We start from the raw sequence: 13,295 nt of genomic DNA, 5'->3' as shown, positions 1-13,295 counted from the left end.
CTAATTTTCGTTGTAATAAATGAATATTGTTATACCGTAGACAGTAGGGGCTAAATCCAGGCTTAATCATCCTACCGAGGTTTTATGAACAAACTAATCGATTGAATTGAAATCTTATGTTTGTAATATAAAGCTCCCATGTCTGCGTGGGAGCTTTTTTATATGTCCTGCTCTTAATCAATCCTCATAAAGTGCTTGTTCAAATTTCACCGGACTTTTTGAACATCCTCTTAAAGGGTGACTATAGTGCTTGGACATTTCTCATACGGTATACCAAAATAATTGGGAGGTGGAACAATGTCTAGCGTTATCGAAAAAAAGAAACAACTAGTAGAGGAAATTACTGATAAATTCCTTAACAGCCAAACAACTGTTGTTGTAGATTACCGTGGTCTTGATGTTAGTGAGGTTACTGAACTGCGTAAAACGTTACGTGAAGCTGGTGTTGAATTCAAAGTATATAAAAACACAATGGCTCGTCGTGCGGCAGAAGCAGCTGAACTAAACGAATTGAACGAAACGTTGGTTGGTCCAACTGCAATTGCGTTTAGCAATGCAGATGCAGTAGCACCAGCTAAAATTCTTAAAAAATTCAGTAAAGATCACGAAGCATTAGAAATTAAAGGTGGAGTAATCGAAGGGAAAATTGCTACACTTGAACAAATTAAAGAACTTGCAGACCTACCAAACTACGAAGGTATGGTTTCAATGTTGCTTAGCGTATTACAAGCACCGATTCGCAACTTTGCTTATGCAGCTAAAGCTGTCGGAGAACAAAAAGAAGAACAAGGCGCTTAATTTAGCGGCCGGAAAATGATAATAGATATTAAAATTATATTAGGAGGAAAATAACATGACTAAAGAAGAAATGATTAGCGCGATTAAAGAAATGACTGTTTTAGAATTAAATGATCTTGTTAAAGCAATTGAAGAAGAATTCGGAGTAACAGCTGCTGCACCGGTTGCAGTTGCAGGTGGAGCTGCAGGTGGAGAAGCTGCTGAAGAGAAAACTGAATTTGATGTAGTACTTGAAAGTGCTGGTGCATCTAAGATTAAAGTGGTTAAAGCAGTACGTGAAATCACTGGTCTTGGTTTGAAAGATGCTAAAGACTTAGTAGATAACGCTCCTAAAGCAGTTAAAGAAGGCGTATCTAAAGAAGAAGCTGAAGAAGTTAAAGGTAAACTTGAAGAAGCTGGAGCTTCTGTAGAAGTTAAATAATCTAAGAAATATAAAAAATAGAGCTCGTCGATTTTCGGCTGAGCTCTTTTCAACTACCAAGAACTTTTCTTTCTTCTATTAAATTTAGTAAAGTAGGTGCCTGAATGACGGAGCATTACTTTTCACAACACCCTCAATCCAAAAGCTCACCAAAAACTTGGAAATTTAAATTAAGAGACAATGAATATACATTTACTAGTGATATAGGTGTTTTTTCAAAAGGTGAAGTCGACTTTGGTTCCAGACTCTTAATCGAAACATTTACCGAACCAGACGTTTCAGGGGACATTTTAGACATGGGTTGCGGATATGGACCTATCGGAATTTCTTTGGCTGGTAGTTTTCCTGAACGAAATGTTGTTATGACTGATGTTAATGAAAGAGCATTAAAGCTTGCTGAACAAAATGCAAAATCCAATCAAGTAGATCGTAACACCGAGATTATCCATAGTGACGGTTTTTCTAATCTGAATGACCATGAATTTGCTGCAATCTTAACGAATCCGCCAATAAGAGCCGGGAAAGCGGTGGTTCATAAAATGCTGGAAGATTCGAGAAGGGCTCTATTGCCAAACGGAGAATTGTGGGTAGTTATTCAGAAGAAGCAAGGGGCGCCATCTGCGAAATCCAAATTAGAAACACTATTTCATGAGGTGGAAGTGATCAAGAAAGAGAAGGGTTATTATATTCTTAAGGCAATAAATGTTTGACCAAATATTACTCTTATGTTAACATAGGAAAATGCTAATAATGGGATATTTATGTCAAGTGGGACCTTTGTGAAATAATTATGTATATTTCATTAGTGGTAGGGAAAAACTGGTAAAATCGAGGAAAAATGAGGTTTTTAGTTAAAAAACTACCTTTTGTTTCTTTATTATAACGTTTATCAGTTATGTCTGTAAACTATTATTTGCAAAAAGGTGAGAACTAAAGGAGGTAATTCCTGGTGTTTCTCTTATCGGCGAATTTCCGCCTTATCAATGATATGTTTTTTTACATAATTATGCTGCAGGGTTCTAAGATAGCCTCATGATTGAAGAGGCAGTAAAATTAGTTTTAAGAACACAACCAGTGGTACAGCTGGCTGTTGTTTTAAATAAAATATGCCTTTTTTAAAGTGGATCAATCTTCTACAAAACGTATTATTTAAGGGGTGAAGCAGTTGACAGGTCAACTAGTTCAATATGGACGGCACCGAAAGCGCAGGAGCTATGCACGTATTAATGAAGTATTAGAGCTACCAAACTTAATTGAAATTCAAACCTCTTCTTATGAGTGGTTCTTAGAAGAAGGGTTACGGGAAATGTTTAAAGACATCTCTCCAATTGAGGATTTTGCAGGTAATTTATCACTTGAATTTGTGGACTACAGTTTGGGTGAACCGAAGTATGATGTAGATGAATCGAAATCCAGAGATGTTACGTACAATGCTCCACTTCGCGTAAAGGTTCGTTTAATTAATAACGAAACAGGAGAAGTAAAAGAGCAGGAAGTGTTTATGGGTGATTTCCCATTGATGACGGACACAGGAACATTTGTTATTAATGGAGCGGAGCGTGTTATCGTCTCCCAGCTCGTACGTTCCCCAAGTGTTTACTTCAATGATAAAATAGATAAAAACGGCAAACGTGGCATTGGTGCGACGGTTATTCCGAACCGTGGAGCGTGGTTAGAATTCGAGACCGACGCAAAAGACGTAGCCCATGTTCGCATCGATCGTACACGTAAATTACCAATTACTGTACTGTTACGTGCACTTGGGTTCGGTACAGATCAGGAAATCATTGATTTATTCGGTGAAAATGAATACCTTAAAAATACATTAGAAAAAGATAACACAGAAACATCGGAAAAGGCTCTTCTGGAAATCTATGAACGCTTACGCCCTGGTGAACCACCAACGGTTGAAAATGCGAAAAGCTTGCTTATTTCCAGGTTTTTCGATCCGAAGCGTTATGACTTAGCTCATGTCGGTCGTTACAAAATGAATAAAAAATTGAATATAAAAAATCGCTTGTTTAACCAGGTTTTAGCCGAAACAATCGTTGATCCGGAAACTGGAGAAATTTTGGCTGAAAAGGGCGATAGACTGGAACGAAAATTATTAAATAAATTAATTCCATATTTGGAAAACAAAGAAGATATGCTTGGGGAGAGTACTTTTCAACCGCATGATGGGGTGCTTGAGGAAGAAATTGCCCTTCAAACGGTTAAAATCATTGACCCAACAGATCCGAGTGGAGAAAGAGTGCTTCATGTTATCGGTAATGGGAACGTAGAAAAGGATATTAAGCATATTACACCAGCTGATATTCTAGCGTCCATTAGTTATTTCTTCAATTTGCTGCATGAGGTTGGAGATACAGACGACATTGATCACTTAGGTAACCGTCGACTACGTTCTGTCGGAGAACTTTTACAAAACCAATTCCGTATTGGGTTATCCCGAATGGAACGGGTTGTCCGTGAAAGAATGTCGATTCAAGATACATCAAGTGTTACACCACAACAACTCATTAACATCCGACCGGTCATTGCGTCGATTAAAGAGTTCTTTGGTAGTTCACAGTTATCCCAGTTCATGGATCAAACGAATCCTTTGGCAGAACTTACCCATAAACGCCGACTATCTGCACTCGGACCGGGTGGTTTGACTAGAGAACGTGCTGGTTTTGAAGTTCGAGATGTTCACTACTCGCATTACGGTCGTATGTGTCCGATTGAAACACCAGAGGGTCCGAACATTGGACTGATTAACTCGTTATCTTCTTTTGCGAAGGTAAATGAATTCGGGTTTATTGAAACCCCTTATCGGAGAGTGGACCCGGAAACAGGTCAGGTAACGAATCAAATAGATTACCTTACTGCGGATGAAGAGGATAACTATATTGTAGCTCAAGCAAACGCACCGCTTGACGAAAATAATGTTTTCATAAATGATGAGGTAATTGCACGTTTCCGTGGTGAAAACATTGTTGTGAAGCGTGAGCAGATTGACTACATGGATGTATCACCTAAGCAGGTTGTTTCTGCTGCAACTGCATGTATCCCATTCTTGGAAAATGATGACTCCAACCGTGCGTTGATGGGTGCGAACATGCAACGGCAGGCGGTACCATTACTAGAACCTAAAGCACCAATTGTTGGTACCGGTATGGAATATGTCAATGGTAAAGATTCCGGTGCGGCAGTTATATGCAGGCATGATGGAATTGTGGAGCGAGTCGAAGCGAAAGAAGTTGTTGTCCGTCGTGTATCTGAAGTGGACGGTAAGGAAATTCAAGGTGATGTTGACCGTTATAAATTTCAGAAGTTTATCCGCTCCAATGCAGGAACTTGTATTAATCAACGCCCGATTGTAAGTGAAGGTGACCGAGTTACAAAAGGTGAAGTGCTTGCAGATGGTCCTTCTATGGAAGACGGTGAAATGGCATTAGGCCAAAATGTCCTTGTTGCTTTCATGACCTGGGAAGGTTACAACTATGAAGATGCGATCATTATGAGTGAAAGACTTGTGAAAGATGATGTATATACATCCATTCATATAGAGGAATATGAATCAGAAGCTCGTGATACAAAACTTGGGCCGGAAGAAATCACAAGAGATATCCCTAATGTTGGGGAAGACGCACTGAAAAACCTTGACGAAAACGGAATTATTCGTGTAGGTGCGGAAGTTACCGATGGAGATATTTTAGTTGGTAAAGTAACTCCAAAAGGGGTTACGGAACTATCGGCAGAGGAAAGATTACTTCATGCTATCTTTGGTGAAAAGGCACGAGAAGTTCGTGATACATCCTTACGCGTACCCCACGGTGCAGGTGGTATTGTTCTGGATGTTAAGATTTTCAATCGTGAAGACGGAGATGAACTGCCACCAGGTGTAAACCAATTAGTGCGTGCGTATATTGTTCAAAAACGTAAGATTCATGAAGGAGATAAAATGGCTGGCCGTCATGGTAACAAAGGGGTTATTTCCAAAATTCTCCCTGAAGAAGATATGCCATTCTTGCCGGATGGAACTCCGGTTGACATCATGTTAAACCCATTAGGTGTACCATCCCGTATGAATATCGGACAGGTGTTTGAACTCCATTTAGGTATGGCAGCAAGACTGTTGGGCATCCATGTTGCAACACCAGTATTTGATGGGGCGAGAGAAGAAGATGTTTATGAAACACTAGAAGAAGCTGGAATGTCAAGAGACGCCAAAACCATTCTCTATGATGGAAGAACGGGAGAACCTTTTGACAACCGTGTATCTGTTGGTGTGATGTATATGATCAAACTGGCTCACATGGTTGATGATAAACTACATGCTCGTTCTACCGGTCCATACTCATTGGTTACACAACAACCACTTGGCGGTAAAGCGCAATTTGGTGGACAGCGTTTTGGTGAAATGGAGGTTTGGGCACTCGAAGCATATGGTGCTGCATACACACTTCAGGAAATTTTAACGGTTAAATCGGACGATATCGTTGGTCGTGTAAAAACATACGAATCTATTGTAAAAGGTGATAATGTTCCAGAACCTGGTGTGCCTGAATCATTCAAGGTACTAATCAAAGAGTTACAGAGTCTCGGAATGGATGTATTGATGCTTAATAGCGAAGAAGATGAAATCGATATGCGAGATCTTGAAGAAGATGATAGTCAATCAGCTAGTAAGCTTAACCTAGAAGTAGAGGAACATTAAGGGAATGTTAGAGAATTGATGGTTATTCATAACGATCAATTCTCTGTATTCAAATATAAAGAACGAAAAAACGCACATTAAAAGGGAGGAAGGCTCCTTGCTAGATGTAAATAATTTTGAGTATATGAAAATTGGCTTAGCTTCATCAGAGAAAATTCGCTCCTGGTCATATGGTGAGGTAAAAAAACCGGAAACGATTAATTACCGTACATTGAAACCGGAAAAAGACGGTCTATTCTGTGAACGTATTTTCGGGCCGACAAAAGACTGGGAATGTCACTGCGGTAAATACAAACGAGTACGCTATAAAGGTGTTGTTTGTGACCGCTGTGGAGTTGAGGTTACCAAATCTAAAGTGCGTCGTGAACGTATGGGACACATTGAATTAGCTGCCCCTGTATCTCATATTTGGTATTTTAAAGGGATTCCCAGCCGTATGGGTCTCGTGTTAGACATGTCACCAAGAGCATTGGAAGAAGTAATCTACTTTGCTGCTTATATTGTTACAGACCCTGGCAACACGCCATTGGAGAAAAAACAATTACTTTCAGAAAAAGAATTTCGTGCATACTATGACAAATACGGCAATACGTTTAAAGCACAAATGGGCGCGGAAGCTATTCGGAAACTCTTGCAGGATATTGACCTGGAAAAAGAAGTAGATTCATTAAGGGAAGAGTTAAAGACTGCTCAAGGGCAACGACGTACAAGAGCAATTAAGCGATTGGAAGTCTTAGAAGCATTCCGTAACTCAGGAAACAAACCTGATTGGATGATTCTGGATGTTCTGCCGGTTATCCCACCAGAAATTCGTCCGATGGTTCAGCTTGATGGTGGACGTTTTGCAACTTCGGATTTAAACGATTTATATCGACGTGTTATTAATCGTAACAACCGTTTGAAACGTTTGTTGGATTTAGGTGCACCAAGCATTATCGTTCAGAACGAAAAACGTATGCTTCAGGAAGCAGTAGATGCTCTTATTGACAATGGAAGAAGAGGTCGTCCGGTTACTGGACCAGGTAACAGACCGCTTAAATCGCTATCACATATGTTAAAAGGGAAGCAAGGACGATTCCGTCAAAACTTACTAGGTAAACGTGTGGACTATTCTGGCCGTTCTGTTATCGTCGTTGGTCCAAATCTGAAAATGTATCAGTGTGGACTGCCAAAAGAAATGGCTTTAGAACTTTTCAAACCGTTTATTATGAAAGAATTGGTAGAAAGAGGTCTTGCGCATAATATCAAATCTGCTAAACGTAAAATCGAGCGTGTGCATCCTGATGTTTGGGATGTACTGGAAGATGTTATTAAGGAGCACCCGGTATTGCTTAACCGTGCACCAACCTTGCACAGACTGGGAATTCAGGCGTTTGAGCCTACATTAGTTGAAGGTCGTGCTATCCGTCTTCATCCACTAGTATGTACGGCTTATAATGCAGACTTTGACGGAGACCAAATGGCCGTTCACGTACCGTTGTCAGCTGAAGCACAGGCTGAAGCACGCCTATTAATGCTTGCGGCCCAAAACATTCTGAATCCAAAAGATGGAAAACCAGTTGTTACACCATCACAGGATATGGTATTAGGAAACTACTACTTAACCTTGGAACGTGAAGGTGCGGTTGGTGAAGGCAGTGTATTTAAAGACATCAATGAAGCACTGCTGGCTTATCAAAATGGTTATGTACATCTTCATACGAGAATTGCTGTTCAGGCATCCAGCGTGGCGAACAAGACTTTCACTGAAGAACAAAACAATCAATTGTTATTAACAACAGTTGGGAAACTTATATTCAATGAAATATTGCCAGAGTCATTCCCGTATATAAATGAATCCTCGCAAACAAACCTGGAAGAAAAAACTCCAGAGAAATATTTCTTGGATCCGGGAACAAATATTAAAGAGGAAATTAGCAAGCGAGAAATAATTCGACCGTTTAAAAAAGGTTTCCTCGGTGATATTATTGCGGAAGTCTTTAAGCGATTTAAGATTACGGAAACATCGAAAATGCTTGACCGCATGAAAGATCTTGGGTTTAGCTACTCCACTAAGGCGGGTATGACAGTAGGTATTTCCGATATCGTTGTATTACCTGAAAAGCAAGAAATCCTGGATGAGGCGCAAGCAAAAGTAGATAAAGTCTTAAAACAATTCCGTCGTGGTTTAATAACGGAAGAAGAACGTTATGATCGTGTCATTTCCATTTGGACACAAACGAAAGATACAATTCAAGAAAAACTAATGAGTTCCTTGAGTAACCGTAACCCAATCTTTATGATGAGTGACTCGGGTGCTCGTGGTAACGCATCTAACTTTACCCAGCTTGCCGGTATGCGTGGGCTTATGGCTAACCCGGCTGGTAAAATTATTGAGTTACCAATCAAATCAAGTTTCCGTGAAGGTTTAACAGTGTTAGAATACTTCATTTCTACACACGGTGCTCGTAAAGGACTGGCCGATACAGCGCTGAAGACTGCCGACTCAGGTTATTTAACCCGTCGTCTTGTGGATGTTGCTCAAGATGTTATCATTCGCGAAGAGGATTGTGGTACAGACCGAGGTCTGGAAGTAGAGGCATTAGTGGATGGAACAGAAGTAATCGAACCATTAGTTGACCGTCTAATTGGACGCACCGCATTTGTACCAGTAAAACACCCTGAAACAGGTGCTGTAATTGTAGAGAAAAATGAATTAATATCTGAAGACCAGGCAAAAGAAATTGATGAAGCAGGTATTGAAAAAGTTACGATTCGTTCTGCATTTACATGTAATACGAAGCATGGCGTGTGTCAGCAATGTTATGGACGGAATCTTGCTACTGGTTCCAATGTTGAAGTGGGTGAAGCAGTTGGTATTATTGCCGCTCAATCCATCGGTGAGCCAGGTACACAGTTAACTATGCGCACATTCCACACTGGTGGGGTAGCCGGTGATGATATTACTCAAGGTTTACCACGTATTCAAGAGCTGTTTGAAGCGCGTAATCCTAAAGGGCAAGCAGTCATAACCGAAATCTATGGTCAAGTACTGGATGTTACTGAAGCGAAGGATAAGCAGGAAATTATTATCCAAGGTGACGTAGAACAACGTGCATATACTGTCCCGTATAATGCTAGGCTAAAAGTAGCTGTTGGTGACGAAGTGGAAGCTGGCCAAGAACTTACAGAGGGTTCCATCGATCCAAAAGACCTATTGCGAGTTAAAGGTGTAGAGGGTGTTCAAGCGTATATTCTACGTGAAGTACAGCGCGTATACCGTATGCAAGGGGTAGAAATTGGTGACAAACACGTAGAAGTAATGGTTCGCCAAATGTTGCGTAAAATTCGCGTTATGGATGCAGGAGACACGGAAGTATTACCAGGATCATTACTTGAATTGCATCAATTTAAGGAAGCGAATAAATCCGTTCTTCTTGATGGTAAGAACCCTGCTACCGGAAGACCTGTATTACTTGGTATTACGAAGGCTTCTCTGGAAACAGATTCATTCTTATCAGCTGCATCCTTCCAAGAAACAACACGTGTTCTTACTGATGCTGCAATCAAAGGGAAACGTGATGAGTTGCTCGGGCTTAAAGAAAATGTTATTATCGGGAAATTGGTCCCAGCAGGAACAGGGATGCAACAATATCGCCGTATAGATCCAATTTTAGATAAGCCCGAAGAGGAAGTTGCAGAAGAAATAGAAACAGAAACAGTACAGTAATAGTACAATAACAGATAGATATTTATAAAAGGGATAAAGAATTGGAAGCACCAAAAAAATAGTCATTTGATATTGACATAAAAATATTAGAATGGTACTATATTCAAGGTGCTTCCGATTATTCTTGTTACTTTGGAGGATACGAAAGAGATGTCTTATGAAAAAGTGACGCAAGTGAAATCACGTTTAATAATTGGAACGAAACAGACACTTAAGGCCATGCGAAATGGTGAAGTGAGTGAAGTGTTCATTGCTGATGATGCTGACGGGCATATAACACAAAAGGTAGCTAGGTTGGCGAAAGAGTTCAACATACCATGTAAATCCGTGCCTTCTAAAAGAAAACTAGGTACAGCATGTGGTATTGAAGTTGGCGCATCTGCAGTAGCGGTTAAAACTAAGTAAAACATAGTGGATGTATTTCCGCATGATTTTTTTACTATAAAATGAACCGCCTGGCTGTGTGGAATTACAAAGTGATGAATAGACTAGCTAGTTACTTGTTTTTACTAATATTCAAATGAAGAAGGGAGGAAAACAAAATGCCTACAATTAACCAACTAGTACGTAAAGGTCGAGTTAGCAAATTGAAAAAGTCTAATTCTCCAGCGCTTAATAAAGGTTACAACAGCTTCAAGAAGTCACTTACTGATCAAAACTCTCCACAAAAACGTGGTGTTTGTACTCGTGTCGGTACATTGACTCCGAAGAAACCAAACTCAGCATTACGTAAATATGCACGTGTTCGTTTGTCCAACAACATGGAAGTAACAGCATACATTCCTGGAATTGGCCACAACTTGCAAGAGCACAGTGTTGTTCTAATTCGTGGTGGTCGTGTTAAAGACTTACCAGGTGTACGTTACCATATTGTTCGTGGTGCATTAGACACTGCAGGAGTAGAAGGACGTATGCAAGGACGTTCCAAATATGGAACTAAAAAGCCTAAAGAGAAAAAATAAATAATGAAAACAACTTAGAGAGAGAAAGGAGGATGACATATGCCTCGTAAAGGTCCAGTACCAAAGCGTGATGTATTGCCAGATCCACTATATAATTCAAAACTAGTTACTCGTTTAATTAACCAAATCATGGTAGACGGTAAACGTGGTAAGGCACAAAAAATTCTTTACAAATCATTTGAACTTGTTCAGGAGAGAAGTGGACAAAGTCCAATGGAAGTTTTTGAACAAGCTATGAAAAATGTTATGCCAGTACTTGAAGTGCGTGCTCGCCGTGTTGGTGGTTCAAACTATCAAGTACCAGTAGAAGTACGTCCTGAAAGACGTCAGGCGTTAGGATTGCGTTACCTTGTAAACTATTCACGTCTACGTGGAGAAAAAACAATGGAAGAACGCCTTGCTAATGAAATTTTAGATGCATCTAATAACACAGGTGCTTCTGTTAAAAAACGCGAAGAAATGCATAAAATGGCTGAAGCTAATAAAGCATTCGCACATTATCGCTGGTAATCATATTTCAAATAAAGTTTGTAATAGAAAGGAGAAGAATATATGGCTAGAGAGTTCTCCTTGGAAAAGACGCGTAATATCGGTATTATGGCGCACATTGATGCGGGTAAAACCACTACTACCGAGCGTATTCTTTTCTATACAGGACGTATTCACAAAATTGGAGAAACACATGAAGGTGCTTCACAAATGGATTGGATGGAGCAGGAGCAGGAACGTGGGATTACCATTACTTCTGCTGCGACGACTGCTGCATGGAAGGATCATCGAATCAACATTATTGATACACCTGGACACGTGGATTTTACGGTTGAGGTTGAACGTTCATTACGTGTACTTGATGGTGCTGTAACTGTTCTTGATGCGCAATCTGGTGTAGAGCCGCAAACAGAAACTGTATGGCGCCAAGCTACAACATATGGTGTACCAAGAATTGTATTCATTAACAAAATGGATAAAATCGGTGCAGACTTCATTTATTCTACAGGAACATTAAGTGATCGTTTAGGTGCTAATGCACATCCAGTTCAGTTGCCAATCGGTGCTGAAGATGAATTCGAAGGAATTATTGACTTAATCAAGATGGAAGCTTACTTCTATGAAGATGATTTAGGTACTCGTGCAGATGCTCGTGAAATTCCTGATGAATACAAAGATCAAGCAGAAGAATACCGTACAAACCTAATTGAAGCTGTAGCGGAATCTGATGAAGAGCTAATGATGAAATATCTTGAGGGTGAAGAAGTCACTAATGAAGAATTGAAAGAAGCGATTCGTAAAGCTACTCTTAATGTTGAGTTTTATCCTGTATTCTGTGGTTCAGCATTTAAAAACAAAGGTGTTCAATTAATGTTGGATGGCGTTATTGACTACCTTCCAGCTCCAACAGATGTACCTCCTATTGAAGGTATCATCCCTGGGACGGAAGAGAAAACAACTCGCCCTTCCAGCGATAAAGAACCATTCTCAGCATTAGCCTTTAAAGTAATGACTGACCCTTATGTTGGTAAACTTACCTTCTTCCGTGTGTACTCTGGAACGTTAGATTCAGGTTCATACGTGAAGAACTCTGTAAAAGATAAACGTGAGCGTGTAGGTCGTATCCTGCAAATGCATGCGAATCACCGTGAAGAAATTCCAACCGTTTATTCAGGTGAAATCGCTGCTGCAGTAGGTTTAAAAGATACATCTACTGGGGACACACTATGTGATGAAAAGAATCTTGTTATCTTAGAATCCATGGAATTCCCTGAACCGGTTATTTCGGTAGCTATTGAACCAAAAACAAAAGCTGACCAAGATAAAATGGGTATCGCTTTATCGAAACTTGCAGAGGAAGACCCAACATTTAGAACGGAAACAAACACAGAAACTGGTCAAACAATCATCTCTGGTATGGGTGAATTACACCTTGACATCATTGTTGACCGTTTAAAACGCGAGTTCAGAGTTGAAGCTAACGTTGGTGCGCCTCAGGTTGCATATCGTGAAACATTCCGCGCTGCTGCTGAAGTAGAAGGTAAATTTGTACGTCAGTCTGGTGGACGTGGACAATATGGACACGTTTGGGTTAAATTTGAGCCAAACGAAGAAGGTGCAGGCTTTGAATTCGAAAATAAAATCGTTGGTGGTGTCGTACCACGTGAATACATCCCTGCTGTTCAACAAGGTATTGAAGAAGCGATGGAAAATGGTGTATTAGCAGGTTATCCACTAATTGATGTAAAAGCTTCATTATACGATGGTAGCTACCATGATGTTGACTCCAATGAGATGGCATTTAAAGTTGCTGCATCTATGGCACTTAAAGCTGCTAAAAATAAATGTAACCCTGTAATTCTTGAACCAATTGAAAAAGTTGAGATTGTTGTTCCGGAAGAATACATGGGTGATATTATGGGTGATGTAACATCCCGTCGTGGACGTGTAGAAGGTATGGAAGCTCGTGGGAACGCACAAGTAATCAAAGCGTTCGTACCACTATCTGAAATGTTCGGATATGCGACTGCATTACGTTCTAACACACAAGGGCGTGGAACATACACGATGCATTTTGATCACTACGAAGAAGTACCTAAATCAATCTCTGAAGAAATTATTAAGAAAAACGCAGGAGAATAATTGATTTTTTTAGTGATGTAACGTATAACAAGTAGTGAAGACTAAGAAATAATAATTTTATTATTTCTTAGT

At 40.0% G+C, this 13,295-nt stretch carries 9 protein-coding genes and 1 other annotated feature; all 9 genes read left to right on the top strand.

Going from position 1 to position 13,295, the window contains the following annotated elements:
• Nucleotides 1-16 precede the first annotated feature (16 nt).
• Nucleotides 17-169, top strand: a sequence feature (ribosomal protein L10 leader region).
• Between the two features lie 128 nt (nucleotides 170-297).
• The 9 genes from rplJ (at nucleotide 298) to fusA (ending at nucleotide 13,223) form a co-directional block, all read left to right on the top strand.
• On the top strand, nucleotides 298-798 hold the full coding sequence (gene rplJ / locus GMJ66_RS18380; protein WP_156291774.1) for a 50S ribosomal protein L10: 501 nt from the start codon (nucleotides 298-300) through the stop codon (nucleotides 796-798).
• A 55-nt stretch (nucleotides 799-853) separates the two neighbouring features.
• A complete protein-coding gene (gene rplL, locus GMJ66_RS18375) occupies nucleotides 854-1,219 on the top strand; it encodes a 50S ribosomal protein L7/L12 (protein WP_156291773.1) in 366 nt (121 codons plus the stop codon).
• Nucleotides 1,220-1,323: 104 nt separating this feature from the next.
• Entirely contained in the window at nucleotides 1,324-1,929 is a 606-nt protein-coding gene (locus tag GMJ66_RS18370; RefSeq protein ID WP_156291772.1) for a class I SAM-dependent methyltransferase, read from the top strand.
• Between the two features lie 455 nt (nucleotides 1,930-2,384).
• Nucleotides 2,385-5,921 carry a DNA-directed RNA polymerase subunit beta gene (rpoB, locus tag GMJ66_RS18365; RefSeq protein WP_156291771.1) on the top strand — a complete coding sequence of 1,179 codons (3,537 nt, stop codon included), beginning with the start codon at nucleotides 2,385-2,387 and terminating at the stop codon, nucleotides 5,919-5,921.
• A gap of 97 nt (nucleotides 5,922-6,018) precedes the next feature.
• A complete protein-coding gene (gene rpoC / locus GMJ66_RS18360) occupies nucleotides 6,019-9,630 on the top strand; it encodes a DNA-directed RNA polymerase subunit beta' (RefSeq protein ID WP_156291770.1) in 3,612 nt (1,203 codons plus the stop codon).
• Nucleotides 9,631-9,780: 150 nt separating this feature from the next.
• A complete protein-coding gene (locus GMJ66_RS18355; protein WP_156291792.1) occupies nucleotides 9,781-10,035 on the top strand; it encodes a ribosomal L7Ae/L30e/S12e/Gadd45 family protein in 255 nt (84 codons plus the stop codon).
• Between the two features lie 137 nt (nucleotides 10,036-10,172).
• Entirely contained in the window at nucleotides 10,173-10,592 is a 420-nt protein-coding gene (gene rpsL / locus GMJ66_RS18350; protein WP_156291769.1) for a 30S ribosomal protein S12, read from the top strand.
• Between the two features lie 39 nt (nucleotides 10,593-10,631).
• Nucleotides 10,632-11,102: a 30S ribosomal protein S7 gene (gene rpsG / locus GMJ66_RS18345; protein WP_156291768.1), complete on the top strand. Its 471-nt coding sequence runs from the start codon at nucleotides 10,632-10,634 to the stop codon at nucleotides 11,100-11,102.
• A gap of 42 nt (nucleotides 11,103-11,144) precedes the next feature.
• On the top strand, nucleotides 11,145-13,223 hold the full coding sequence (fusA, locus tag GMJ66_RS18340; protein ID WP_156291767.1) for an elongation factor G: 2,079 nt from the start codon (nucleotides 11,145-11,147) through the stop codon (nucleotides 13,221-13,223).
• Nucleotides 13,224-13,295 lie beyond the last annotated feature (72 nt).

Origin of the sequence: Oceanobacillus salinisoli, from assembly GCF_009733865.1 — a bacterium.
GTDB lineage: Bacteria > Bacillota > Bacilli > Bacillales > Amphibacillaceae > Oceanobacillus > Oceanobacillus salinisoli.
Note: the sequence above shows the minus strand (reverse complement) of the source record. Positions and strands in the feature narration are given on the sequence as shown.